At 69.6% G+C, this 25,530-nt stretch carries 17 protein-coding genes; 7 read left to right on the top strand and 10 right to left on the bottom strand.

Going from position 1 to position 25,530, the window contains the following annotated elements:
* Window positions 1-50 precede the first annotated feature (50 nt).
* Together HNR20_RS00555 and HNR20_RS00550 are read right to left on the bottom strand one after the other, a co-directional pair.
* Window positions 51-824 (bottom strand): SDR family NAD(P)-dependent oxidoreductase, encoded by a 774-nt coding sequence (locus tag HNR20_RS00555; protein ID WP_184175367.1) that lies wholly within the window; start codon window positions 822-824, stop codon window positions 51-53.
* A 312-nt stretch (window positions 825-1,136) separates the two neighbouring features.
* Complete coding sequence (locus HNR20_RS00550) at window positions 1,137-4,601, bottom strand: ThuA domain-containing protein (protein ID WP_184175365.1); 3,465 nt, start codon at window positions 4,599-4,601, stop codon at window positions 1,137-1,139.
* A gap of 246 nt (window positions 4,602-4,847) precedes the next feature.
* Here HNR20_RS00550 and HNR20_RS00545 point away from each other — a divergent pair, with 246 nt between their 5' ends.
* Entirely contained in the window at window positions 4,848-5,693 is an 846-nt protein-coding gene (locus tag HNR20_RS00545) for an SAM-dependent methyltransferase (protein ID WP_229687403.1), read from the top strand.
* 137 nt (window positions 5,694-5,830) lie between these two features.
* Here the strand turns inward: HNR20_RS00545 and HNR20_RS00540 are convergent, their stop codons facing one another.
* Entirely contained in the window at window positions 5,831-6,274 is a 444-nt protein-coding gene (locus tag HNR20_RS00540) for a hypothetical protein (RefSeq protein ID WP_184175361.1), read from the bottom strand.
* Window positions 6,275-6,663: 389 nt separating this feature from the next.
* Window positions 6,664-7,632 (bottom strand): LysR family transcriptional regulator, encoded by a 969-nt coding sequence (locus tag HNR20_RS00535; protein WP_184175359.1) that lies wholly within the window; start codon window positions 7,630-7,632, stop codon window positions 6,664-6,666.
* Window positions 7,633-7,754: 122 nt separating this feature from the next.
* On the opposite strand from HNR20_RS00535, the gene HNR20_RS00530 reads away from it, so the two are divergent.
* Window positions 7,755-9,002 (top strand): MFS transporter, encoded by a 1,248-nt coding sequence (locus tag HNR20_RS00530; RefSeq protein ID WP_184175357.1) that lies wholly within the window; start codon window positions 7,755-7,757, stop codon window positions 9,000-9,002.
* 2 nt (window positions 9,003-9,004) lie between these two features.
* Here the strand turns inward: HNR20_RS00530 and HNR20_RS00525 are convergent, their stop codons facing one another.
* From HNR20_RS00525 to HNR20_RS00515, 3 genes are all read right to left on the bottom strand, one after another.
* Window positions 9,005-14,152: a S1 family peptidase gene (locus HNR20_RS00525; RefSeq protein ID WP_184175356.1), complete on the bottom strand. Its 5,148-nt coding sequence runs from the start codon at window positions 14,150-14,152 to the stop codon at window positions 9,005-9,007.
* 21 nt (window positions 14,153-14,173) lie between these two features.
* A complete protein-coding gene (locus HNR20_RS00520; protein ID WP_184175354.1) occupies window positions 14,174-14,503 on the bottom strand; it encodes a trypco2 family protein in 330 nt (109 codons plus the stop codon).
* A gap of 119 nt (window positions 14,504-14,622) precedes the next feature.
* The gene (locus HNR20_RS00515) at window positions 14,623-16,182 is read right to left on the bottom strand and encodes an NAD(P)/FAD-dependent oxidoreductase (protein ID WP_184175352.1); all 1,560 of its coding nucleotides are present in this window, start codon (window positions 16,180-16,182) and stop codon (window positions 14,623-14,625) included.
* A 172-nt stretch (window positions 16,183-16,354) separates the two neighbouring features.
* On the opposite strand from HNR20_RS00515, the gene HNR20_RS00510 reads away from it, so the two are divergent.
* The 3 genes from HNR20_RS00510 (at window position 16,355) to HNR20_RS00500 (ending at window position 18,735) form a co-directional block, all read left to right on the top strand.
* Window positions 16,355-17,581: a hypothetical protein gene (locus tag HNR20_RS00510; RefSeq protein WP_229687404.1), complete on the top strand. Its 1,227-nt coding sequence runs from the start codon at window positions 16,355-16,357 to the stop codon at window positions 17,579-17,581.
* A gap of 138 nt (window positions 17,582-17,719) precedes the next feature.
* Window positions 17,720-18,292, top strand: a complete 573-nt coding sequence (locus HNR20_RS00505) for a GNAT family N-acetyltransferase (protein WP_184175350.1) — start codon at window positions 17,720-17,722, stop codon at window positions 18,290-18,292.
* A gap of 29 nt (window positions 18,293-18,321) precedes the next feature.
* Window positions 18,322-18,735: a type II toxin-antitoxin system Phd/YefM family antitoxin gene (locus HNR20_RS00500; RefSeq protein WP_184175348.1), complete on the top strand. Its 414-nt coding sequence runs from the start codon at window positions 18,322-18,324 to the stop codon at window positions 18,733-18,735.
* A 245-nt stretch (window positions 18,736-18,980) separates the two neighbouring features.
* Here HNR20_RS00500 and HNR20_RS00495 read toward each other — a convergent pair whose 3' ends face one another.
* The 3 genes from HNR20_RS00495 to HNR20_RS00485 all read right to left on the bottom strand — a co-directional run bounded on the left by HNR20_RS00495 (window position 18,981) and on the right by HNR20_RS00485 (window position 22,284).
* Window positions 18,981-19,373, bottom strand: a complete 393-nt coding sequence (locus HNR20_RS00495) for an SCO5389 family protein (protein WP_184175346.1) — start codon at window positions 19,371-19,373, stop codon at window positions 18,981-18,983.
* A gap of 141 nt (window positions 19,374-19,514) precedes the next feature.
* On the bottom strand, window positions 19,515-20,006 hold the full coding sequence (gene smpB, locus HNR20_RS00490; protein WP_184175343.1) for an SsrA-binding protein SmpB: 492 nt from the start codon (window positions 20,004-20,006) through the stop codon (window positions 19,515-19,517).
* Window positions 20,007-20,031: 25 nt separating this feature from the next.
* On the bottom strand, window positions 20,032-22,284 hold the full coding sequence (locus tag HNR20_RS00485; protein WP_184175341.1) for a hypothetical protein: 2,253 nt from the start codon (window positions 22,282-22,284) through the stop codon (window positions 20,032-20,034).
* 151 nt (window positions 22,285-22,435) lie between these two features.
* Between HNR20_RS00485 and HNR20_RS00480 the strand changes: the two genes are divergently transcribed.
* Together HNR20_RS00480 and HNR20_RS00475 are read left to right on the top strand one after the other, a co-directional pair.
* A complete protein-coding gene (locus HNR20_RS00480) occupies window positions 22,436-24,094 on the top strand; it encodes an NAD(P)/FAD-dependent oxidoreductase (protein ID WP_184175339.1) in 1,659 nt (552 codons plus the stop codon).
* Window positions 24,091-25,527 carry an ATP-binding protein gene (locus HNR20_RS00475; RefSeq protein ID WP_184175337.1) on the top strand — a complete coding sequence of 479 codons (1,437 nt, stop codon included), beginning with the start codon at window positions 24,091-24,093 and terminating at the stop codon, window positions 25,525-25,527. Before HNR20_RS00480 ends, HNR20_RS00475 begins: the two co-directional genes overlap by 4 nt.
* Window positions 25,528-25,530: the final 3 nt, after the last annotated feature.

Raw genomic sequence — 25,530 nt, 5'->3', positions numbered from 1 at the left:
GTCGCTTAGCCACTGATGGCACGACGGCGGGGCGGTGACGTCTGCCGCGGCTACCGGTCGTACCTGCCACCGTCCATCCGGAGGGTGGCACCGGTCATGTAGTCGGAGATCGGGCTGGCCAGGTAGGCGACGAGGTCGGCGTATTCGCGGGGATTTCCGATGCGGCCGACGTCGGTGCCAGCGCGAATCGGGGTGGCATTGCGCTCGACTTCCTCCCACGTCTCACCCCACCCGTTCTCGCGGCCGAGTTCCATGAGGTGCTCGCGGGTGGTCGGGACCAGGATGGCGCCGGCCGCGATGGCGTTGGAGGTCACCCCCGTGTGCTTGAGATCACGGGACAACGACCGGGCGAGGTTGAGCCGGGCGGCGTTGCTGGCCGCATAGTGTGGCTGCCCCGCCGACGGCGACTCACCGGTCACGCTGCCGATCTGGATGACCCGGCCCCACCCCTTGGCCCGCATCGCGGGAACCAGATGCCGGATCAGACGGACGGAGCTGAGCACGTTGAGGTTGAACATGTCGGCCCACGCGTCCGCGTCCAGGTCGGACCACCTTGAGGTGGGATCGTAGGTGCCGGCGTTGTTGACCAGGATGTCCACCTCTCCGGCTTGGGCAGCCACCGCCTCGGCGCCGTCATCGGTGGTGAGGTCACCGATGACGGCCTGACCGCCGACCTTCTGGGCGGTCTGCTCGGTGCGGGCACGGTCGCGCCCGTGGACGACCACGGCAACCCCTTCGGCGGCCAGGATCGCGGCGATCTCCGCGCCGAGACCGCCGCTCGCGCCCGTGACCAGAGCGCGTTTGCCAGCAAGCTGCAAATCCATGGTCTTCCCCCGTCACTTCCGGAAACGGCCGGGCCAGTGCTCGGCGCCGTATCGGACTGTGACTCGCAAATAATGGACCCGCAAGTCCAGAACCACTGGTTGGCGAGCCGCACGCAGCCGGACGGACTCGTATTTCGGCATCCCTCGGCCGAGCCTGGTGGAACGGTGGGACGGTTCGCGGCGATATCGATCGAGTTGAGGCCGCCGAGGCCCCGTCCGAGCCTGGGCCGCCGGGACACGGGCCATCAAGGCTGCTCGTCATGGCGGTGACGGGCGGGTGGTTAGCCCCGCCCGCCCGTCACCGATCTGCTGTCAGCTGACCGTGATGGTCAGGTTGGCCGAACGGGTTTCTCCGCTGGTGTAGGTGACCGTTACGCGGGCGGTGAAGGTTCCCTTGCGGGGGTAGCTGTGGGCCGTCGACCGCAGCGTCGCACCGTGCGTGATGGCGCTGTTGTCGCCGAAGTCCCACGCGTAGTCGGTGATGCTCTGCCCGGACGGTGCTGTCGCGGTGGCGGTGAGCGTGGTGGTCAGTGGCGCGGTGCCGCCGGTCGGGGAGGCGGCCAGGGACAGCGTCCCGCCCGGCTCCTGCTTGACCCCGGCACCGTTGAACCGCAGCCAGTCCAGTGCGAGGAGGTCCGGGGTGCCACCGACCTGGGCGGCGTTGACGAACTTCGCGTACAGGGTGGTGGTGCCGGTGGGCTTGTTGGTCAGCGTGACGGTGGGGGAGACCAGGTTGTCCCACCCGCCGGTCGAGCCGATGGCGGCCGAGCCGATCAGCGTGCCGGTGGGCGAGCCGGTCCGCAGCTCGATGGTGCCGCCGAGGCCGCCGTTGGTCACCCCGAGCGTCACCGAGCCGACGTTGCGCAGGTCCACCGGCCCGTACGCCGTCCAGTCGTTGTGGTCGACCTCGCCGAGCCGCTTGCCGGCGCGGGCGGTGGCCCGGTCGTTGACCGTGATGCCGGACTGGGCGCTGAAGTGCTCGGCTTCCTTGCTCTTCGGCTGTAGCTGCGCCCGGGTGGAACCGGTCAGCGCCGGCACGCCGCCGGCCGCGCCGCCGTCGGTGTACTGCGCGGTGACCACGGTGTAGAGGTTCTGCCCCGGCCCGTGCCCGTCACCGGCGTCCGCTTCGGTGGCCAGCAGCCCCGCGCAACCGGTGTACACGTCCAGCGGGTGGGCGTGGGAGTCGTGGCCGAGCTGCGTCTGCACGGTCACCTTCGAGCAGTCGATGGTGCCGTCCTCCGGGTCCGTCACCGTCACGGTGTACGGGATCTTGTCGCCGAAGTCGAAGAACCCGCCGTCGGGCACGGTGATGGTCACCGTGGGTCGGGTGTTGCCGACCACCACGTCGGTGACCGCGGTGGCGGTCAGCCCGTTGCCGCTGTTGCGGACGGTCAGTCGGGCGGTGTGCTTTCCGGCCGCCGAGTAGGTGTGGCTCGGGTTGGCCGCGGTGGAGTCGGTGCTGCCGTCGTTGGTGAAGTCCCAGGCGTAGCTGAGTGCCGACCCGTCACCGGCGGTCGAACCCGCCGACGAAAAGGTCACCGCGAGCGGCGTGCGTCCGCTGTCCGGGTTGGCGGCGATCTTCGCGGTCGGTGGCCTGCCGTTGGCCACGTAGTCGATCCGGTAGATGCCGGCGCCGGCGTTGCTGCCGCCGCGACCGCTGCCGGTGCCCTCGCCGAAGTCGATGACGTAGAGCGAGCCGTCCGGGCCGAACTCCGCCTCGAAGGGCTGGATCCAGCTCATGTTGCCGAAGATCCCGTTGATGGACTGGAGGTCACCGACGGCGGTGGGACCGAAGCGGGTGTTGGTGAAGGTCTGCGCCGTCTTGTGGATCGAGAGCGTCTTGAACCACCTGCGGGTGAGCTCGTAGGTGATCCACTTGCCCTCGAAGTACTCCGGGAACTTCGTGGTGCGGGTGTTCGCGGGGTCGTAGTCGTAGACCGGGCCACTCATCGGCCCGCCGCCGCCGGTGCCCAGCTCGGGGAACTGGGTGGAGGCGGAGTACGCGTACCAGACCAGCGCCGACTTCGCCGCCGGCAGGGTGGTCAGGCCGGTGTTGTTGGGCGAGTTGTTGACCGGCGCGGCGCAGTTGAACTTCGGCCCGGAGGTGTTGGTGGCGAAGTTGTAGTCGTTGAACGGGATGTTGTTGCCCACGCAGTACGGCCAGCCGAAGTTGCCGGCGCTGGTGATCCGGTTGAACTCGACAGTCCCCTCCGGGCCGCGGTTGGCGTCGGCGGCGCGGGCGTCCGGGCCGTAGTCGGCCACCAGGACCGCGTTCGTCTGCGGTTCGATGGTGATCCGGAACGGGTTGCGCATGCCCATCGCGTAGATCTCCGGCCGGGTCTTCGCGGTGCCGGCCGGGAAGAGGTTGCCGCTGGGCACGGTGTACGTACCGTCGGCCTGTGGGGTGATCCGCAGGATCTTGCCGCGCAGGTCGTTGGTGTTGCCGGCGGTGCCCTGGGCGTCCCAGGCGGCGCGGCCGGCGCGCTCGTCGACCGGGGTGTAGCCGCTGGAGGCGAACGGGTCGGTGTTGTCGCCGATCGCCGCGTAGAGCCGCCCGGTGGCGTCCATGGCCAGCGACCCGCCCATGTGCGAGTTGGCCCGGCCCTCACCCCGGTAGGTGGGGATGGCCAGCAGGCGTTTCTCCGAGGAGAGCGCGACGCTGTTGTTGGCGACCGTGAACCGGGACAGGTTGAGCTGTTTGAGGGTCTTGTCCGACCAGAGCAGGTAGATCCAGCCGTTGCTGGCGAAGTTGCGGTCCAAGGTCATCCCGAGCAGCCCGTCGGACTGGTCGGTCATCGCCGGGGTGTACGCGAAGTCCAGCAACGTGGTGACCTGGAGGGTGTCGGAGTTGACCACCTTCAGCGCCCCGGTGCGCTGGATGTAGTAGACCTTCCGGTCCGGGGCGACGGCCAGCTCGAACGGGTCGGCCAGGTTCTCGGTGACCAGCCCCACCCGTTCGAAGTTGCTGGTCTTGGTGGCCGAGCAGTCGCCGGCGACCGCACCGGCGGCCCACTCGATGCCGTAGCGCAGGTGCTCCAGGAACGTCGGCTCGCTGAACCGGGAGCTGGCGTGCCCGCCGGCGGTGAACCAGGACCGGCCGCCGTCGTAGCGCTGACACCAGGAGTATGCGTGGTCGATTCCCTCGTCCATCCCGTTGATCCCGTCGCGAACCTTGATCTGCGCGAGGGTGTGCACGTTGCCGGTCGGGTTGGTCCGCCAGTTGTACCACTCCTCACTCTGCTCCCAGAGCTCCGGCAGGTTGCGCGTCGAGGGGTGCGCCCGGTCGAGCACCTTGACCCGGCCGGGGAAGGTGCCGCCGGTGGCGGAGAAATCGGGGTGGTAGTCGAAGATCGTGCCGACCAGGCCCTCGTACCACGGCCAGTCACGTTCGCTGGCCGAGGCAGCGTGCAGGCCGGCCCAGCCGCCGCCGTTGCGGATGAACGTCTGCAACGCCGCCCGCTGGCTGGCGTTGAGCAGATCACCGGAGGCCGGGGTGGAGTTGGTGTTGTTGAAGACCAGGGCGTCGAAGGTGGCGAGGTTGGCGTCGGTGAACGCGGCCGCGTCGGTGGTGGCGACGACCTCGAAGTTGTGGGTGGTGCCGAGCTGCTGGATCGCGGCGACGCCGGCCGGGATCGAGTCATGGTAGAAGTTGGTGATCTTGGAGAAGACCAGCACCCGGAAGCGGGGGGCGGCCTCGGCGGGCAGGGCGGTGGTGGTGCTCACCACGGTGGCGACGGCGAGCAGGGCGAGGCAGAACGCACGGAGGTATCGGGGCATGGGGGCGCTCCCTGTCGGACGGTGAGGGTCGGAAAGCGCTTTCACACTGCCCGCATCACGGTACTGACAGCCAGTGATGACCGTCAATAGCCGCCTGGTAAGCGGTTTCCTGCTCGGGCGGCACCCGCGCGCGGTCCGCCGGTCCCGACGAGCGACGGGCACCGCGCCGCCACGGGGAGCACCTACCATGGTCCGGGTGGGCGTCGAGCCATGCGGCGGCGTAGCCGGTTGACCTGGGGAGGTCTCGTGACGGTGCCATCCACCTCGGATCTGTCCGAAAGCCGTGGTGTCGAGCCGATCGACACCACGACCGTGCACCCGGCCCGCCGCTACAACTACTGGCTCGGCGGCAAGGACAATTTCGCCGTCGACCGGGAGTCCGGCGACCAGATCGCCGCCGTCTACCCGGGCGTGCGCACCCTCGCACGGGAGAACCGGGCCTTCCTCGGCCGGGCGGTGCGGTTCCTCGCCGAGGAGGCTGGAGTCCGGCAGTTCCTCGACGTCGGCACGGGCATCCCGAGCGCCGACAACACCCACGAGGTCGCCCAGTCGGTCGCCCCCGAGGCCCACGTGGTCTACGTCGACAACGACCCGATGGTGCTGGTCCACGCCCGCGCACTGCTGACCAGCAACCCGGCCGGCGCCACCGCCTACCTGGACGCCGACCTGCGCGCACCGGAGCAGATCCTCGCCGACCCGCAGCTGCACGCCACACTGGACCTGTCCCGGCCGGTGGCCCTGGTGCTGGTCGCCGTGACGCACTTCCTCACCGACGACGACCGCCCACACGAGCAGGTTGCCCGGCTGCTCGACGCGCTGCCCTCCGGGAGTTGGCTGGCGCTGACCCACTTCACCACCGACCACATCCCCACCGAGATCGTCAAACGGATGGAGGCCGAGTTCGCGGCCGGCCGAATGAAGCAGGACGCCGTGCCTCGCGACCGCGCCGAGTTCGCCCGCTTCTTCGCCGGTCTGGAGCTGGCCGAGCCGGGCATCGTTCCGGTCGCCGAGTGGCGGCCGCAGGTGCCACCGGAGCAGCGGCCGCCCCTGGCCGACGCCTCCATCTACGGCGCGGTGGCCCGCAAGCCCTGAGCGGCTGCGCAGGCCAGGGCGTGTGCGGTGCCGGTTCCCTGATCGAGGACATCGGCGGTGCTGGAACGGCCTGACCGACTGGCCCGGGCGACGGCCATCCGCCTATGTCGATGACGGTGAGTCCGGCGCCGAGCTGCTCATTGCTCTGACCACGTCAACTCGGCCTTCGCGGCTTGCCGGAACAGACGTGTCTGCTCTCCGATAGCCTCATAAACCCGCTGCCCGTCAGGCGCGCCCTGCCACAGGCAGTGGCCGAGCTCGTTCGCAAGATTGTCTGCCGCAGTGCTGAGTTCGTCCGAACAAATCAACGTAAGTTGCTTGTGGCGAGACCACAGTTGCTTAGCGACGTGATCCTTCTCCTTGTCGGAAAGGGATTTGCGATTGGCGGCCGCCACCTCGGTTTCTTGGGCGGCCTCGAGGAAGGCGTCGACCGCGATTTTGCGCTCGCCACGTAGAGCTGCACGGCGCTGGAGTCGCTCGCGGGATTCCGCCGCGCTGGCAGCCACTCGTTGGCCAGCGATCGTTCCGATCATCCCAATGACGGTCCCGGCCAAGGTTCCAACCACCGCGATCCAGCCCATACCCATCCCCTTCGTGCGGTCATACTTCGCTCGCGCTCGACGGTGAAGATCGTTAACGCCCTACTGAGAAGATCAGGGACGTCTGCGCAGGTGTCCACTCTGGGCACGGCCCCTTCGGTGGCCCTGCGTGGATTGAAGGATCCGTGCTACGTCGCTTTCAGGACGAACATGTGCGGATCGGCGCGCCCATGATCGTCATCGTGCCGCACCTACACGAGCATATCGACGTCCACGCGTGCCGTGCCATGCGATCTGCTTGCCGCTATCCGCTTCTGCCGCCGATCAGACGAACGATCCCACGAATGCCGGCGACACACTGGTCGACGCGGAGCGCACCGCATCCGCTGAGATCCACCACCGACCCGCAGGCGCGCTGCGGCAATTGACCGTCAACGTCGGTGGTGTTCGACGGCTCCCTCGCGGTGGCGTGGTGTCGTCGCCCAGGTCGGGCGCCAGGTCGTCGTGGGCAGCGGTGCCAGGCTCGCGAAGTGGTCGATGACCGCCTGGAGCCCGGGGTGTGGATTCGCTCGGGGGAGGATGAGCGAGAGCGGGTAGGCCAGCGTCGGCTTCACGATCGGGATGCGACGTAGGTCGTGGTTCGTGGGCCAGATGTACCGGTCGCGTGAGCCGACGAGGGTTGCCACGTCGGCGGAGTCGGCGAGGATGTCGAGGAGCACCTCGTTGCCGAAGTTCGGGCCCGCCGCGTCCACGCGAAGATCGAAGGCGGTGGCGAGCTGATCGTAGAAGTCTGCCCATTCGCTTCGCGGCGCGATGCCCGGCACCCAGATCCGGTGTCGGCGCAGTTGGGCTGGTGTCAGCGTTCGTGCGGAGGCGAGCGGATGCCTCGGGCCGACGAGCAGCTCCGTCGGGGAGTCGAACGCGTGGATCATGTGCACGTCGCTCGGCAGTGTGGCCGGGTCGGTGACCGAGCGGAACGAGGCGTCGATGTCACCCGCCTGGACGGCGGCGACCGCCGCGCGTGGGTCGTCGACCCGGAGGGTCACCACGTCGAGGTCGGTTTCGGGATGCGACCGCCAGTAGTCGTGCAGGACGACGGCCTGTGCGGACCGTAGGCCGAGGACGTCGATCCGAAGGGTCCGCGAGCCTGGTCTGATCGCGGCCATGCCGCGATCGACGCCCGCGACGACGTCCCGGGCGTGCGGGAGAAGAGCCTGGCCGTCGAGTGTCAGCTCGACCCCTCGGGCGGTACGCGTGAACAGCCGGACGCCGAGGTCGCGTTCGAGAGTGGCGATCCGCTTCGACACGGCCTGTTGCGTCACGCCGAGCTCGTCGGCGGCATGTTGCAGCTGCCCGAGCTCGGCCGCGCGGACGAACGATCGCACCGCCTCGGTATCCACCGGACCATTATGCAGGCGCACAACCGATGGTTGTGACTCGCCCGGGGTCGGTTGTTTGATCCTGAGCCGACCGGTGCAGTGGGATGCGGAGACCCGAACATCGGTTGTCGCGAGGGAGTCGCATGCGCGTACGGTTGGGACGCAACTTCGGTTGGCTGTGGTCGGCCTACGCCGTCAGCACGTACGGCACGTGGATCGCTTTCGGCGCGTTCCCGCTGCTCGCGGTCCAGGTGCTGCACTCGTCGGCGTTCGCCGTCTCGCTCCTGGAGGCGGCCGGGCTCGCCGTTGCGGCAATTGTCGCCTTCTCGCTCGGACCGTGGGTGGAGCACCGCGCCAAGCGCCCGGTGATGATCGGGATGGACCTGATCCGGTTCGCCGCGATGGCGAGTGTCCCGATCGCGTACGTCCTCGGCTCACTGTCGTACGGCCAACTGCTGGTTGTCTCAGTCATCTCCGGAACCGCGAGCATCACCTTCGCCGCCGCGTCCGGCGCGTACCTGAAGTATCTCGTCCGTGGTGAGCATCTCCTGGCGGCGAACGGCAGATTCGAGGGCACGAACTGGGTGGCGACCGCGGCGGGCCCACCCCTCGGCGGCGCCCTGATCGGGTTGCTCGGCCCGGTCGTCACGATCATGGCCGACGCCTTCAGCTACCTGCTGTCCGCGCTCGGGGTCCTCCGCATCCGCGGCGGCGACGTCGCAGCACCCCGCGACCGGATCACCCGGCTGCGCGGGGCAGATCTTCTCGACGGCTGGCGGTTCATCCTGCGCGACCCCGTACTGAAGGGTCTGTTCCTCAACTCGGTCCTGGTCGGCGGCCTCATCATGGCCACCGTCCCGGTCCTGGCCGTCCTTCTGCTGGGCCAGTACCACTTTCCGGCCTGGCAGTACGGTCTCGCGTTCGGCATCCCCGCACTCGGCGGCTTCGTGGGCGCCCGACTGTCCGCGCGGCTCGTGACCCGCTACGGCCGGCACCGGATCATGACCATCTCCGGTTGGCTCCGGTCGCTCTTCCCCCTCGGTCTCGCGTTCGTCCAACCCGGCATTCCCGGACTCATCACCGTGATCGTCGTCGAGGGCCTGCTGATCACGTGCATGGGCATCTTCAACCCGATCTACGCGACCGAACGCCTGCAACGGACTCCCGCAGGCCACACCGCCCGGATCCTCAGCACCTGGAGTGCCGCCGGCAAACTCCTCCAGGCCGCTCTGATGGTCGTCTGGGGCATTCTCGCCACCCTCACCAGCCCGCTCGCCGCGATCACCATGTCCGGCGTACTCCTGCTCGCCACCCCACTCCTGCTGCCCAGGCGGACAGCTGACCCCGCGCCCGAGGCGGCCGCGTTGGCCGAAGATGCCCGGGTCGGCTGACCTCAGTCCGCGCTGCGGAGTGCTCCAGACTGTCGGGGCGACGGACGCTGGGTTTTCACGCTTGCGGGTTGACGGGTGTCAGGTCCGGCACTGCGATCATCGGAGTCGTCGCTGCTGATCTGCGCAGTTTCGGTCAGTTCCTGGTGCAGCGCCGGTGGGAACGTCAGCGCGCCGTCGAGCAGCGCTTGGGCGAGTGGCCGCGCGCGCGGCTCCTGTGCATTTCTGCCCAGCCACGTTCGCACGCAGTACTCGAACCACCCTGCCTCGTCCGTGGTCAGATCGCCGCGTGCTGCCGTGGCGGCGAGGACGAGGTGAGCAGAGGGTTGCTCGGCAAACCGCACCAACCACTCGCGAGTGAGGCGGAGAACCGTCTCCCGGACCTCGCGATCCAGGTTTGGTTCGGTGAGATAGACGAAGAGTGCATGGCGGGCCTGGGCCGCGTCGATTCCACGCTCAACGACGATCAGGTATGGGGAGGTGATCGCCCGGACCCTGTCCGGGTGTTCCGACTGCCGCCGAAATAGCGCCGCGATGAGGTGTCGGGCTCGAAAATAGTCGACCTCCGGTCGCGTCAGCCAGGTCCGAGCCGCTTCGATCGCGTCGACCAGAAGATCCTCCGGCAGGTCCGAACTGTCCAGGACCTCGCGGATGATGTCGCAAGCACGATCCGAATCTGCCTGCTCGTTCAGCCAGACCACCGCAGTTCGGAGCACCTGTTGGCGTGCCTGCTCGTGCAGAGCACGAGACCGCAGCAAGGGCTCGATGACCGAACGAGCCTCCGTGGAGAGTCCGAAACGCGACAGCCATTGCAGTGCCCGCTCGATCACCCTGGCGCTCGGAACATTCTCACCGTTATGGACGTCCAGAGCATCGTTGCTCGGCGGCTCAACCCGGAGTAGTGCGCGTAGGACCCCCACGGCCGCCGCCCTCTGCCACCACAGGTCCAGCCAGGCTGCCGCCGCGTTGACGGCCGACTCCCGAACCGCGGCCGGAACGACGTCGGCTTCCAGCAGCGCTTCCAGCAGGTGCCGCGCGGTGACGTGTGTGCCGTGGATGGGCAGCCAGGTCTGTGCGGTGGTGAACGTGGTGGTGCGCAGCTCTTCGGGCAGCTCTTTGGCGAGGACGAGCACCTGGAGCAGGTATTGCGCGGTGAGGTGTGTGCCGTGGGTGTGTAGCCAGGTTCGCGCGGTGGTGAACGCGGTGCCGCGCAACCCGTCGGGCAGCCCGTCGGTTTGCAGCATCGTTTCCAGCAGGTGCCGCGCGTCGAGATGTGTGCCGTGGGTGTGCAGCCAGGTCTGTGCGGTGGTGAACGTGGTGGTGCGCAGCTTCTTTGGCAGCCCGTTCGCGGGGACGAGCACCTGGAGGAGGTAGTTCGCGGTGGGGTGCTCGCGGTGCGTCTGGAGCCAGGCCTGTGTGGTGGTGAACGTGGTGCGGCGCAACCCCTCGGGCAGCCCGTCGGCCCGCAGCAACGTTTCCAGCAGGTGCCGCGCGTCGAGGTGTGTGCCGTGGGTGTGCAGCCAGGTCTGTGCGGTGGTGAACGTGGTGGTGCGCAGCTCTTCGGGCAGCTCCTTGGCGGGGATGAGCACCTGCAGGAGGAAGTTCGTGCTGAGGTGCTCGCTGTGCGTTTGCAGCCAGGCCTGTGCGGTGGTGAACGTGGTGGTGCGCAGCTCTTCGGGCAGCTCCTTGGCGGCGATGAGCAGCTGCAGGAGGTAATTCGTGCCGAGGTGTTGGCCGTGCGTTTGCAGCCAGGTCTGTGCGGTGGTGAACGTGGTGGTGCGCAGCTCGTCGGGCAGCCCTTTGACGGGGATGAGCAGCTGTAGAAGGTAGTTCGCGGTGAGGTGTGTGCCGTGGGTGTGCAGCCAGGTCTGTGCGGTGGTGAACGCGGTGGCGCGCAGCTCTCTGGGTAGCCCGTTGGCGGGGATGAGCACCTGCAGGAGGTGGGCCGAGTCGAGGTGTGTGCCGTGCGTTTGCAGCCAGTTCTGTGCGGTGGTGAACGTGGCGACGCGCAGCTCGTCGGGCAGCCCTTTGGCGGGAACGAGCACCTGCAGGAGGAAGTTTGCGGTGAGGTGTTGGCCGTGCGTTTCCAGCCAGGCCTGGGCGGTGGTGAACGTGGTGGCGCGCAGCTCTCTGGGTAGCCCGTTGGCGGGGATGAGTACCTGCAGGAGGTGGGCCGAGTCGAGGTGTTGGCCGTGCGTTCGCAGCCAGTTCTGTGCGGTGGTGAACGTGGTGGCGCGCAGCTCTTCGGGTAGCCCGTCGGCGGGAACGAGCACCTGCAGAAGATAGTTCGCCGTCTCGAGGATCCCGTAGTTCGACAACCATTTGGACGCGGTCGCGCAAACGACCGTAGTCATTTCCGACGGCAGTGCGGGGTGTGCCAATGCGCGTCGGATCAGGTAGTCAGCAGTGGGATCGTCCGAGTTCTGCTCGACCCACTCCCGCACGTGATCGAACGTTTCCGCAACGACTGTGGCGTCGAGGTCCTGGCGGGTCAGCAGGTGCGCCAGAACGTAGCGGGCTTCCGGCCGCGTACTGGAATGCGCGAGCCAGGTTCGGGCCGCTTTGACAAAGTCGGGGACCCGTTCCTGCGGTACCGCCGTTTGGTTGAGGAAACCCGGCAGCACATAGGTCGCTTCGATGGTCTCGCCGTAGCTGCCCAGCCAGGACAGTGCGCGGGTGACGAGCGGCACGACGGCGGCGGTGGGCAGGTGTCTGACCCTGCTCATAGCTCGCAGCAGATAGGTCGCTCTCAGTTGCGTGCCGTTCGCGGCCAGCCACTCCAGGGCGAAACCGGTGAGTCGTTCGAGGTCGGGATCCGCCTCGTGATCCACGACGTCGCGCCTCAGCGCGCACCTGAGGAGGAAGTCGGATCGAACGTCGCGGGAGTGGTGGCGCAGCCATTCGTTGGCCAACCGCACAGCGGCCCTGGCTCGGTCCGCGGGGAGATCGTCGCGGAGGAGTAGCAGCCGGAGGAGCTGTTCCACCCCGGCCAACGAGCGTCCGGTGAGCCAGGCGAGCGTGTGATCGGCCAACTCAGCGGCGACGTCCCGGCTTTTGGGGGGCACGTCACGCACCGCGGCCAGTAAAAGGGAGAAGGCCTCCGGCGCGCGGCCAAGCGTCGTCAGCAGAGGGCTGAACGCGTGGTCCCAGTACGTCTTCCAGGCCGTCGTGAGCATGCCGCTGCTCACCAGCACCGCTGCCGTCCGGGCACCGATCCGCGGGTCCCGCAGGAGCAGTTGAACCACCGGTTCGCGATGTTCTCCGAACCAACGGTTGATCTCACCAATCAGGTCGGCCGCGCGATCCCCATTGTCGATGTCGTCCGCGAGCCGGCCGAGCGCGACGAGCGCGTGCTCCAGGGAGGCCGGCCGCCGGCCGACGGCGTCCAAGAGTTGTGCGGTCAATGCCGGGCGCGGGGCGCCAGTGGTGCTCCAGAACACGACTCCGGTGACCAGGAAGTCCGTGACGACGTCGTGTACGGAGTCGAGGACGTCGTCACTGCTGACGAGCCAGCCCATCCTGATGAGCAGATGCAGCAGATTCGCCGCCGTCGCACCTTCGTTGAAGATGTGCGACGCAGCCTCCACGAGCGCCGGCTCGTCGCCCGGCGTGGCGAGGAATACGGCTGCCGCCGCCCGGATGTGGACCTCCACCTGCGGGCCCCACAAACTCTCGGACGAGTCGAGCCGTGGCACGAGGCCGTCCTCGTCGAGGCGAAGCTCCAGCCATTGCCGGAGGTCGTGGGCGTCCATGGTGGCGCGCGGAAGCACCGGCAGATTCCGGATGACCCGATTCTCGATCTGCCGCGCCACCAGGAGCGTGAGGATGGGCCGAACGCTGTCGGTGTACCCCAGCATGGTGTCCACACCCAGTTTCTTGGTGGCCACGGGGGCGACGGCCTGCACCAGGGATGCGCAGATGGCTCGCAGGTCCTCGGCCTCGGGCTCGAGCTGGATCTGCTCGAGGGCGGCAACGCCGCGGGCGTGGGCCGGTGTGAGCAACCAGCCCGTACGGGCGCTGGCGAGAATGGCAAGGTGCGGGCTGGAGCCGCGTCGGTTCTGCTGGATCAGGGCGTGCAGCTGCGGGAGGTCGAGGTCCTTGGCCATGCTCTGGTTGAGGTAGTCGACGACCAGTAGCACAGGCGCGAAACTCGACCGGACGACAGCGGTCAGGTGGTCCACCACCCCCGCGGCGTTCCCTGGGCGCACGTGCAGCACCGTCCAGCTCTGCCCGACGGCCAAGCCGGCAACTTCGAGCAGAGTGCGGCTCTTTCCGATGCCGCCGTGTCCATTCAGCAGGATGGCGTTCGGGCCGTCCTCGGCACTCAACCGCTGCCAGATGTTGCCAGGGTGCCAGCTGGCCTTGGGGTCGGGCGCGACGTACGGCATGACGTCGTCGAGCAAGCTGGACCGATAGCCGCTCAGTGATCGCAGTACGGTCTGGTGGTGGACGACGCACGCGGGGCCGGGTGGCCCGGGTCGCACCATGTGCAGGGGTGAGGTGCGACGTGCGCCAAACGCCGGCCACCAGTCGTCCGGGAGAGCCGTGGCGAGGGGTATGGCGGTCAGTGCGCTGGGACCTTCCGGCAAGCCGTGCGTGGTCACGACCCCGACCAGGTGCCCGTCGACGAGGACCGGCGCTCCCGAGAACCCCTGCCAGGGGGATCCCGATTCGACATTAGCCGGAGAGCTGCCGCTGACGTCGACACGTAGCAGCCCTTCACGCCGCCGGGTCATGTCCTCGATCTTGCCCACCGCGGAGTAGGTGCTCCGGTCGTGCCCGTTCGGACTGTCCATGAACTGAGGCCAACCCACGACGCGCACCGACTCCAGCGACCCCATCCCGGTGCGGTCGATCTCGGCGAGCGGAAAGGGTGGAGCATCCACCGCAGGGTCGTCGATATCGACAATGGCCAGGTCGGAAGCTATCCCCGTGCCTGGTGGGCGTGGGTCGCCCAGGTGTACGACGTGTCCGGTGTACGCGTTGCCCAAGGCGTCGTTCAGCAGCACCGTTTGGGCGCCGGCGACCACGTGTGCGCAGGTGAGAACGGCGCGGCCGGAGACAAGGAAGCCGGATCCGAAACCATATCGGCCGTCGGGATGGCCAGCTCCTCTATCGGCGGCTATCCCGAGGACACGTTCTGCGGCTTGCATCGACGTAAGCTACGGATCGCCTCACCGCTTCAACTCGTCAGCCGAATCCGAGATGCTCACCTGCTTGCCCACAGCATCCACGGGAGCTCCGAGTTGCACGGTGATGGTGCTGAGGACCTCATTTGTGTGACCCAGTTCGCCGCCCAGTTCGGTGTGGATGAACGGCACCTTGAACCCGGCCTTGCCGGTCTTGCTGCGCGTCGCGACGACCTTCAACTCGACCGTCGCCGACGTCACCGGAAACTTCGGATAGCTGGTCCGCGTGACGGCGGCTGCCGCCAGGTCGGCCTTGAGGGCCTCGATCGCGTCAGCGAGGCCCCACCCCTGATTGTCCTCGTCGTCGATATCCACTGGCTCGCCCTCCCCCTCTTGCGACCGGCCCGGCAGTCACGCATTGGACCGTATCAGTCACGGTCCATGAGGGGTGGAGGTCGAGTTGGCGCTCGCCCGGGCTGCGCCGGGTCGTCCCGTCAGGCCAGCGGCACCTGCGCCGACCGGTCGCCGTCGCCGCCGGCACGGACACCGACGGGCGCAGTGATCGGGGCCGTGGTGATCCGGCTGGGCAGCACCGGCGCGTCCCGGCCGGTGCCCCGTCGGCCGTCGCTGCTCGACGATTCCTCGTGGTAGTCCTGCTCCACGTTGACCGACCAGACGTCGTGCGTACTGCCGGTGGCGATGTTCTCGGCCGTGAGCATCGCGGTCAACATCGAGTGGTCCTGATTGTTGTAGCGGTGCATGCCGTTGCGCCCCACCGGGTGCACGTTCGGCACCGCCTCGCTCAGCCATGCCCGGATGACGTCCACGTTGTGCTGGTAGCGCTCGTCGTACACCGGGTAGGCCTTGGGCATCCGCACGACGTAGCCGGCCTCCACCACGCCCGGTCGCACCAACCCCAACCGCTCCAACTCCGCGGTGCCCAACGCCACGAGGTCGGCATCGGGGGTACGCCACATCTCGTCGTCTTGGAAGACGAAGTACTCCAGGCCGAGGCAGGTGCGTCCGTCCTTGACGAGGTGCGGCGACCAGGAGCCGAAGTTCTGGATCCGGCCCACCCGTACCCCCGGGTCGTGCACGTAGATCCAGTTGTCGGGGAAAGAGAACTCCGCCGGCACCACCAGCGCGACCGTCAGGAAGTCGCGGTAGCGCAGGTCGGCGGCGCAGGCCAGGATCTCCGGCGGCGCCGCCGGACGCAGCGCGGCCACCAGCTCCGAGATCGGCATCGACGAGATCACATGGTCGGCCGGTTCGGTACGCTGCCCGTCCGCGCCGTTGACCGTCACGCTGATCGCCCGCCGTCGCACCGGGTCGTGGTGCACGGCGGTGACCCAGGTGCCGGTCGACACCCGCCCGCCCTGGTGGCACACCTGCTCGGCGCAGCGCTCCCACATCATTCCCGGCCCGTACTTCGGGTACTGGAACTGCTCGATCAGGCTGGTCACATCCGTGCGTCGACGCCGGGGCAGCAACGCGTTGCGGATCGCCTTGGCCAGCGACAGGTTCTTGATCCGCTGCGCGGCCCAGTCGGCCTGCAGCCGGTCCGCCGGCATCCCCCAGACCTTCTCGGTGTACGTCTTGAAGAAGATCGAATACAACCGCCAGCCGAACCGGGCCGACACCCAGCCCTCGAAGTGCGACTGGTCCTCTGGTGGGCGCAGCCGGGCGCGGGCGTACGAGCCGAGGCAGCGGGCCGCCTCCGGCAGCCCCAGGTTGCGCAGCGCGTTCACGGCGCTGAGTGGGTAGTTGAACAGCGCGCCGCGGTAGAAGATCCGGCTCATCCGGGGCCGGGTCAGGAAGTCCTCGTCCGGCAGGATCTCGTGCCAGAACGCCTCCACCCGGGGCACCTTCGTGAAGAACCGGTGCCCGCCGATGTCGAACCGCCATCCGTCGCGTTCCACGGTCCGGCTGATCCCGCCGACCACCTCGTCGGCCTCGAAGACCCGGACCGGCCGGCCGTGCCGGAGCAGCTCGTACGCCGCGGTGAGCCCCGCCGGCCCCGCACCGATGACCACCGTGCCGTGCTGCTCGCCCATGCCGCAGTGCTCCCTGCTCACCTGCCGTGGTTGAGGTGCCGCGCGTACCCGTTCTGCGTCGAATGTCACTCTTGGTCAACGATCGTTTCCGCTCCGGAGTGGCGCGTGGCGGCGTGCGACGGCGTGGACGACACTCCTGTGCGACGGGTGGGCGGGCGGGGGAGCGGGGCGGATGCACCGGTGGCGGAGCGGCGCGGCGACGCTGGCCGTCCGTTTTGTCGAGGCAGGCCGGGCCGGAGCGCGCACGGTCCGCCGCGTGCCGGCGCCCTGGTCGTACGTGATCGGCCTGTTCCTCGGCGCGAAGCTGCTGCTGACCCTGCTCGGGCTGCTGGTCCTGCACGCCTGGGACGGCGTCCCCGGGGCACCGCCGGCCGACGAGGCGTTGATGTGGGCGCAGCAGCGGGAGATCTCCGGGCACCGATGGATCTCCTTCTGGTTCGCCTGGGACGGGCTGCTCTACCTGCGGCTGAGCGAGCTGCCCCTGACCGGGCCGTGGAACGACTTCGGCTTCCCGTTGCTCTATCCGTTCCTGGCCCGGCCGGTGGGCGTGCTGCTCGGCGGTGACACCGCGCTGGCCCTGCTGTTGATCAGCAACGTCGCGTTCCTGCTCGCGCTCTGGTACGGCTACCGGCTGGCCGAGCTGCTGCTCGGCGACGCGCAGGCGGCCCGCCGCTTCACCCGTTACCTGGTGCTGCTGCCGACCGCGTTCCTCTTCCAGGCGGCGCTGACCGAGTCGCTCTTCGTCTGTCTCGCGTTGGCCGCGTTCTACCACGCCGAGCGACGCCAGTGGCTGCTGGTCGGCGTCCTCGGCTACTTCCTGGCGATGAGTCGCTCGGTTGGCCTGCTCGTCGCGCTGCCGCTGGCCCTGGTCCTGCTCCGTCAGCACGACTGGCGGCTCGGCCCGCGCGCGCTGCTCGGCTACCTGCGGATCGGCTGGCCGTTGCTGCTGTTGCCGGCCGGCTGGTTCACCTTCATGGCGTTCTGCCGGTGGCGCGGCGGAGACTGGTTCGCCTACCAGCACGCCCAGCAGGTCGGATGGGGCATCGAGGTGCAGAACCCGGTGCCGGTGCTGCTGGACGGGCTGGCCGGGGAACCGCGCGACGCCGCCCGGGTCCTCTTCGCGGTGGCCGTGCTGGGCGTGCTGGTCGCCGGGTTCCGCCGCCGGGAGCTGGCCTACCTGGTGTACGGCGTACTCATGGTGCTGGTGCCTCTGTCGATGGGCCCGGCGGTGTACCGGAGTCTGCTGCGCTACCTGCTCGCGGCGTTCCCGGTGGCCCTGGTGCTGGCCCGCTGGGCCCGCCACGCCAGCGTCGACGTGTGGCTGACCGCGGCGCTCGCCGTGGTGCAGGGCGCGCTGTTCGTGCTCTGGCTCAGTTACTGGACCCACATGATCATCTGATCGGGCCGCACCCGTCGATGATCCCGGCGTGCCCCGGTACGGGCGTGACCGAGGGGCCTGTGCGAGGCTGCTGCCCGTCGTCCGAAGCGCATGCGAGGCTGCTGCCCGTCGTCCGAAGCGCAGTCGAGTGGAGGCCTGGTGTTCGCCCTGCCGCTGAGCGAGGAAGTCGAGCTGCGCCCGCTGGACCCGTGGCGGGCCGAGGAGTTCCTCGACCACCTCGATCGGGCGCGGGAGCACATCCTGCCCTGGGTGTCGCCGGCCTTCGTCGCCACCGACCTGCCGTCCGCGCGAGCGGTGTTGCAGCGCTACGCCGACCGCTGGGCCAGCGACACCGGCGGCATCTGGGGCCTGTGGCGGCGGGGCGTTCTCGTCGGCGGGGTCATGTTCGTGTCGTTCGACGTGACCAGGGGCGTCTGCGAGGTCGGCTGCTGGGTGGAGCCGGAGGCGCAGGGGAGGGGCCTGGTCGCGCCGGCGGTCCGTCGGATCGTCGACTGGGCGGTCCGCGAGCGCGGCATTTCCCGGGTGGAGTGGCGGACCAACGCCGACAACATCCGCAGCAAGGCCCTCGCCCATCGACTCGGCCTGCGCCTCGACGGCACCCTCCGCCAGGTCAGCCCCGGCCCGCACGGTCGCATCGACCTTGAGGTCTGGTCGGTGCTGGCCGACGAGTGGTTGGCCGCGCCACGCACCGTCACTGACGACAGCGAATAGTTGTCATACCCGCGCGGCACCATGCATTCATGGCCGTCCCCGCGCTCACCCCGCACCCCGACCCGCCGCGTTCCGTGCCGCTGCGTGAGGCGCGCACCCGGTTCAGTCAGCTCGTCGCGCTGGCCGAGCTGACCGACGCGGTCACCGTCGTCACCCGCGACGGCGATCCCCGCCCGGTCGCCGCGATCGTCCCCGCCGCGGCCGCCCGCAGCGGCGCGCAGGCCCGCGCCGACGCCGACCGGCTCGCCACGGTCACCGCCGGCTGGGCACGGCGCCTTGAGGAGCAGCACCGGCGCAGCGGTCAGCGGCACGCCGCCGAGCTCGGTGCGATCCGCGCGGCGCTGGCCGAGGCGTGGGCCGAGCTGGATCGTCGGGTCGTCCCGGGCAGTGACCCGACGCTGGCCCGGCTGCGCGCCGCGCACAACGACCTGCTCGCCGGCTGACGTCAGCCGGTCGCCGGTTAGGCGTGCGTCTCGGCGGCCGATACCGCCACCCAGACCCGCTTGCGTCCGCATGATCGTGCTCGAACCAGGATGTAGTGGTGTCGGCGTATCGGTGAGGCCACTACATCCTGGATCGAGCACGATCATGGCGGCGGGGCGCGAGGCGGGGCGCGCGGCGGGCGGGGTGCGCGGCGGGCGGGGCGCGCGGCGGGCGGGCTCGCGGGAGCCCGCCCGCCGCGAGGTTCTCAGCAGTTGCGCAACTCGGGGGACTGGTTGAGCAGTTGGCCACGGGTCGACACGAAGCGGCGGTAGCGCTCCCCGTCGACTGCCGAGAGGCGGAACGCGGCGACCCGGTGGCAGTTCTGGAAGGCCAGGCGTACGCCGAAGTGTCGTTCCAGGCCGGCGCGGATCGCGTCGCTCGCCAGCGCTCGAAGCAGTTGACCCCGGTCGGCGTCGGTGGGCGGCGGAACGGTGTTGTCCGCCAGGTCGGCGTCGCCGGCCGCAAGCTCGGCCACCACCCGGCTGACGGTGGCCCAGGCGTACGGGAGGGAGTCGCGGACGCAGGCGATGAACGCCTCGTCGTCGACGGGGCCGCGTTCGGCGGCGTCGAGCAGGGCGGGCGGGACGGTGAGCGACATGGTTCTCCTCCGCTTCCAGACAATGAATACCGTTGTCATTAACGGTGCGAACAGAGCAGACCACGCTGGGTGGATGACGTCAACGACTTCCCGGCGTGCCGCGCCGGAACCCGTGGTGGAAGACGCGCGAGAGAGGGCAGCTCAGGGCTGGCGGGGGTGGCCCTTGAGGTGCCGGCCCAGTTCACGGGCGATCTCCCGGTTGGCGTCCCGCTCGGCCAGCGTCTGCCGCTTGTCATAGGAGCGCTTGCCCTTCGCCAGGGCCAGCTCGACCTTGGCGAAGCCGTTCTCGAAGTACATCGACAGCGGGACCAGGGTCACCCCGCCCTCGCGGACCTTGTCCAGGATCCGGTCGATCTCGGCCCGGTGCAGCAGCAGCTTGCGGTTGCGGCGGGGAGTGTGGTTGGTCCACGTGCCGTAGGCGTACTCGGCGATGTGCAGGCCGTACAGCACGATCTCGCCGTCGCGCTCGTGCGCGAACGCGTCGACCAGCGAGGCTCGCCCCTCGCGCAGCGACTTCACCTCGGTGCCGACCAGCACGATGCCCGCCTCATAGGTGCGCAGCACGGTGTACTCGTGCCGGGCCTTCTTGTTCGAGGCGATCAACCGGCGTTCGGGCTGCTTCGACGGGCTCACCCGCCGACGATATCCGGCCGCCCGATCAGCCCGTCCCGGGGCGGCCGGCGCGAAGCCGCGCGATCAGGTCCCGCGCCGCCTCCGCGAACGCCTCCTGTGACTCCGACGGCCAGTGCGCCATGATCGGCGGGGGAACGCTGTCGCTGGGTGGGGGCACCACGTCCAGCGGGTCGGTCAACCGCCGGTCCACCGCCGCCGCCGGTCCGGCCGGTGTCTCGTTGTCCCCGTCCCGGTGCGGAGCGAAGATCCAACCGCCGATCGGGTCGGTGTCGCGCCACAGGTTCACCCAGCGCCAACCGACCCGCTCGCCGATCTCCTCAAGCGCCGACACGTTGACGGATGCGGGAAACAGCCGCGCGTACAACCGGCGCAGCGGTGACCCGTGGGTCAGCAGGGCGCACCGGTCGGTGATCCGGGCCGGCAGTTGCAGCACCGTGGCGGCGAGCAGCACCGAGCCGTGGCTGTGCCCGGTCAGCAGCACGCCGTGACCCTGCTCCACCAGGTAGGAGATCCGCTTGGCCAACTCCGGCACGGCCCGCTCGGCGTAGCAGGGCGGGGCGAAGGGGTGTGCCGCGCGGGGCCAGAAGGTGCCCAGATCCCACAGCACGCCCACGTACCGGCGGAATCCCACCGTTCGGTACGCGAATAGGCCGCCGATCACCAGCCCGAGCAGGAGCGCGGCGATCACGTAACTGCCCGTTCCGATGAAGAAGTTGACGAAGTTCTCGGGTAGGCCGACGTACTGCTGCAACACGTCACCGGGAAGGATGTGGAACAGCCCGAGCGCGCTGGTCGCCAGCCCGAGCGCGGCCAGCCCGGCGTAGACCACGGTGAGCGGCTCCAGCCGTTCGGTGAACCGTGCCCGGGCAACCGCCTGCTCGACCTGGCGAAGCCGCTCGGCCGCCTCCGGCGGCGCGTGCGGGAAGTCCGCCGCCACGATCGCCCGGGCGGCCCGCCACCGACGGCCGCGGGTCAGCAGCGTGACCACTCCGGCCGCCAGCAACGCGCTCAACACCGCCAGGAAAAACCCGAAGATCGCCCATTTGTACGCCAGTGGCGGGCTGGTCACGAGGCCGTCCGCGGTCGTGCCGTCGCGGTCCAACACGTCTGCGGTCCGGTAGACCAACTCGGCGGAGAACGCCACCGCGAGCCCGGCGGCGATCGTGACCAGGACCGGCGCGCCCAGCGCACGCAGCGGCGCGGGACGTCCTCCGCCGTCGGGGTGTCTGCCGCCCCGCCGCCAGATCACCAAGGCCGCGAGGATCACCACCAGCACCGTCTGGCTGACGAACAGCCAGGCCACGATCGCGCCGTACCCGGGCAACGCGCGGCTCTCCGACCACGGCGCCGGGCTGATGACGACGTGCACGATCACCAGGATCGTCACGCCGCAGGCGATCGTGCGCAGCCCGCGGAAGAAGGCGTCCATGCCGGGCGTCGGGTCGGTCCGGTCGATGCTCCGTACCGCGGCGACCAGCACCAGGCAGGTGAGCAGCAACCCCCCGGTTGCCGCCAGCAGCACCACCATCGTCGGCGAGCGGTGCTGGCTGGACCGCGCGGCCAGCAAGCTGCCGTCCAGCGTGGCGAAGGCGGCCGCGACGTGCACCGAGCGCAGTCGACCCACCAGCGGTGCGCCGTCCCACTGGCCGACCGCGCTCAACCGGTGCTTCGAGGCTGCCGGCTCGCGCGTGCGGAACGCGTCGAACGAGTGGCTGAGACGGGTGCTCAGCCACCAGACGAGCCCGATCGCGGCGACCGGCACCAGCGCCAGCACTCCCAGGCGCAGCCCGATCGGACGGCCGCTGAGCCAGGACAGCCAGCTTCGGCCGCCCATGCACGCCGGTGTGCCCATGCAGCGCCAGGCGATCAGGTCCACCGCCACCCCGACGATGGAGAGCACGTAGAGCATGGTGAGGGTGAGGGCGAGCACCCGGCACAACGCGACGACCACGTTCTTCCAGCCGTGGATCGCCGGATGCATCCAGAGCGCCACGTTGCAGAGCATGAACGGCAGCAGGAACACCAGCGACAGCGTCCGCACGGCCGTGCCGGACGGTAGGTCGCTCCAGCGGTACGCCTCCAACGTCACCCCGCCGGTCCCGGTCGAATCCGGATAGCCGGGACGCGGTCGGTAAAACCCTCCGCTGCGGTCCCCGGCGACCTGGTGCACGTACGGCCGGTTCAACACCTGGTCCGCGCCCGACCCGGAGACGCCGTGCACCCGCAACTCCACGATCCCGCCCGACGTCGTCGTTCCGGTCGGCGACACGTCCGCCATGGGCCCCCCGAGGTGTGCGCGGCAGCCGGCCGGTCGTCGATGTGCGGCCACCCGCGCGGCTCCCCGGCTTACCCATCCCCGACCCGGTCAACCGTGCGTCGGAGCCCAGGCCATGGTGCGGCCCACCCTCGACAGGTGATTTCATGGCGCCATGGCGAACCCGGTGATCCTGAGCGTCGACGACGACCCCGTGGTGTCCCGGGCGGTGGCCCGGGACATCCGGCGCCGCTACGGCGACCGCTACCGGGTCCTGCGGGCCTCCTCCGGGCCCGAGGCGCTGGACGCGCTGCGGGAGGTCAAACTGCGCGGCGAACAGGTGGCGCTGCTGCTGGCCGACCACCGGATGCCGGAGATGACCGGTGTCGAGTTCCTCGAGGCGGCCATGGACATCTTTCCGGCCGCCCGCCGGGTGCTGCTCACCGCGTACGCGGACACCGACGCCGCGATCGAGGCCATCAACGTGGTCGACCTGGACCACTACCTGCTCAAGCCCTGGCATCCGCCCGAGGAGAAGCTCTATCCGGTGGTCGACGGGCTGCTGGAGGCGTGGGCGGTCACCCCGGACGCGGCGAGCGCCGAGATCCGGGTCGTCGGGCACCGTTGGTCGGCGCCGTCGTTCAAGGTCCGCGACTTCCTGGCCCGCAACCTGGTGCCGTACCGCTGGATGTTGTCCGACGACCCGGAGGGCATCCGCCTGCTCGACGCGGCCGGGGCCACCGAGGCGGACGTGCCGCTGGTGGTGACGGCCGAGGGCAAGGCGTTGATCGCCCCGAGCGAGACCGAGTTGGCCGCGCTGGCCGGGTTGACCGTGGTGCCCGCGTCCGACTTCTACGACCTGGTGGTGATCGGCGGTGGCCCGGCCGGCCTCGGCTCGGCGGTGTACGGCGCGTCGGAAGGGCTGCGCACCGTGCTCGTCGAGCGACGGGCGACCGGCGGGCAGGCCGGGCAGAGCAGTCGAATCGAAAACTACCTGGGCTTCCCGGACGGCGTCTCCGGCGCGCAGTTGACCGATCGGGCCCGGCGGCAGGCGGTCAAGTTCGGCGCCGAGTTGCTCAGCGCCCGGGAGGTGGTGGGCCTGAGTGAGGCCGGGGGCGCCCGGCTTTTGCGCTTCGGCGACGGCACCGAGATCGCGGCGCACACCGTGGTGCTGGCCACCGGAGTGTCGTACCGGGTGCTCGACGCTCCCGGGCTGGCCGACTTCACCGGCCGGGGGGTGTTCTACGGCGCCGCCGCGACCGAGGCGCCGAGCTGCGTGGAGCAGGACGTCTACATCGTCGGCGGGGCCAACTCCGCAGGCCAGGCGGCGGTGCACTTCTCCCGGTACGCGTCGAGGGTGCACCTGCTGATCCGAGGCGCGGACCTGACCGCCTCGATGTCGCGTTACCTGATCGACCAGTTGGAACGGATCGATCGGATCACCGTGCACCCGCACACGGCCGTCGTCGGCGCGGCGGGGGAGGACCACCTGCAACGGCTCACCCTCTGCGACACCCGCACCGGGGAGGCCCGCTCGGTCGACACCTCCTGGCTGTTCATCTTCATCGGCGCGGAGCCCCGGACCGACTGGCTGGACGGCGTGCTGGTCCGCGACGGCCGCGGCTTCATCGTCACCGGCCCGGACCTGCTCGCCGGGGGGCGACGGCCGGCCGGCTGGTCGCTGTCGCGCGACCCGTACCACCTGGAGACCAGTGTGCCGGGGGTCTTCGCCGCCGGGGACGTGCGGGCCGAGTCGGTCAAGCGGGTCGCCTCGGCAGTCGGCGAAGGCGCGATGGCCGTCTCCCTCGTGCACCGTTACCTGGAGGCCCAATGAGCATCGAATCGGACCGGCTGACGCCGGCGGAGCTACGCACCCTGTTCCTGTTCGAGGCCCTCGACGACGGGCAGCTCGCCTGGCTGGCCGAGCGTGGGCGGGTCGAGCAGCGCGCGGGCGGCACCCTGGTGTACGCCGAGGGTGAGCCCGCCACCTGCTTCTTCGTGTTGATGCGGGGTGCGGTGGCGCTGAGCCGGCAGGTGCGCGGCGACGACGTCGAGGTCAGCCGGACCGATCAGCGTGGGGTGTACGGCGGGGCCGTCCAGGCGTACCTGGGAGACCAGGTCGACCAGACCTACCGCAACAGTCTGCGGGCGGTGACCGACGCGGACTTCTTCGTGTTGCCGGCGGAGGACTTCGCGCACGCCCTGCGGACCTGGTTCCCGATGCCCATGCACCTGCTGGAGGGGCTGTTCTTCGGTATGCGGAATTCGCAGACCGTCGTCGGCGAACGGGAACGGTTGTTGGCCCTCGGCTCGCTCTCGGCGGGTCTGACCCACGAGCTGAACAATCCGGCCGCGGCGGCGGTGCGGGCCACCTCGGTGCTGCGCGAGCGTGTCGCCGGGATGCGACACAAGCTCGCCATGGTCGCCGACGGCCGGCTCGACGGCAGGGCCCTGCACGGCCTCGTCGCGTTGCAGGAGGAGGCGGTGGCCCGGGTCGCCACCGCGCCGAAGTTGACCCCGATGGCCACCGCCGACGCCGAGGACGCCCTCACCGACTGGCTGGAGGAGCACGGGGTCAGCGGCGCGTGGGACCTGGCGCCGATCCTGGTGGGTGGCGGGCTCGACGCGGCCTGGTTGGCGCAGGTGAAGGCGGCGGTTGGCGCCGCGGATCTGGAAGCGGCGGTTCGCTGGCTCACGTACACGGTCGACACCGAGCTGCTGATGCGCGAGATCGGCGACGCGGTCACCCGGATCTCCGGTCTCGTCGACGCCGCCAAGCAGTACTCGCAGCTGGATCGCGCACCGCACCGAGTGGTGGACGTGCACGATCTGCTCGACGCCACGCTGGTGATGTTCAAGGGGAAGATCCCCGCCGAGGTCAAGCTGGTCCGCGAGTACGACCGCAGCCTCCCGCCGGTTCCGGCGTACGCGGCCGAGCTGAACCAGGTGTGGACCAACCTGATCGACAACGCGTTGGGTGCGATGGGGGAGAAGGGGGTGCTGACCGTCCGCACCGGACTCAGCGGTGACCTGCTGGCGGTGGAGATCACCGACACCGGCCCGGGTATCCCGCCGGAGGTGCGTCCGCGCATCTTCGAGCCGTTCTTCACCACCAAGCCGGTCGGCACGGGCACCGGCCTGGGGCTGGACATCTCGTACCGGATCGTGGTGCACAAGCACCACGGCGACATCCGGGTGGAGACCGAGCCCGGACGCACGACGTTCCAGGTGCTCCTGCCGATCACCGAAGGCCCGTCACCATCCTGACCC

It is taken from the genome of Micromonospora parathelypteridis, assembly GCF_014201145.1.
Lineage (GTDB): Bacteria > Actinomycetota > Actinomycetes > Mycobacteriales > Micromonosporaceae > Micromonospora > Micromonospora parathelypteridis.
The sequence above is the reverse complement of the archived record's forward strand: the minus strand, read 5'-3'. Positions and strand labels throughout refer to the sequence as shown.

Excerpts from the sequence above, each read along its gene's own strand:
- HNR20_RS00555 (WP_184175367.1), bottom strand. The coding sequence starts at position 824 with ATGGATTTGCAGCTTGCTGGCAAACGCGCTCTGGTCACGGGCGCGAGC.
- HNR20_RS00550 (WP_184175365.1), bottom strand. The coding sequence starts at position 4,601 with ATGCCCCGATACCTCCGTGCGTTCTGCCTCGCCCTGCTCGCCGTCGCC.
- HNR20_RS00540 (WP_184175361.1), bottom strand. The coding sequence starts at position 6,274 with ATGGGCTGGATCGCGGTGGTTGGAACCTTGGCCGGGACCGTCATTGGG.
- HNR20_RS00530 (WP_184175357.1), top strand. The coding sequence starts at position 7,755 with ATGCGCGTACGGTTGGGACGCAACTTCGGTTGGCTGTGGTCGGCCTAC.
- HNR20_RS00525 (WP_184175356.1), bottom strand. The coding sequence starts at position 14,152 with ATGCAAGCCGCAGAACGTGTCCTCGGGATAGCCGCCGATAGAGGAGCT.
- HNR20_RS00515 (WP_184175352.1), bottom strand. The coding sequence starts at position 16,182 with ATGGGCGAGCAGCACGGCACGGTGGTCATCGGTGCGGGGCCGGCGGGG.
- HNR20_RS00510 (WP_229687404.1), top strand. The coding sequence starts at position 16,355 with ATGCACCGGTGGCGGAGCGGCGCGGCGACGCTGGCCGTCCGTTTTGTC.
- HNR20_RS00500 (WP_184175348.1), top strand. The coding sequence starts at position 18,322 with ATGGCCGTCCCCGCGCTCACCCCGCACCCCGACCCGCCGCGTTCCGTG.
- HNR20_RS00495 (WP_184175346.1), bottom strand. The coding sequence starts at position 19,373 with ATGTCGCTCACCGTCCCGCCCGCCCTGCTCGACGCCGCCGAACGCGGC.
- HNR20_RS00485 (WP_184175341.1), bottom strand. The coding sequence starts at position 22,284 with ATGGCGGACGTGTCGCCGACCGGAACGACGACGTCGGGCGGGATCGTG.
- HNR20_RS00480 (WP_184175339.1), top strand. The coding sequence starts at position 22,436 with ATGGCGAACCCGGTGATCCTGAGCGTCGACGACGACCCCGTGGTGTCC.
- HNR20_RS00475 (WP_184175337.1), top strand. The coding sequence starts at position 24,091 with ATGAGCATCGAATCGGACCGGCTGACGCCGGCGGAGCTACGCACCCTG.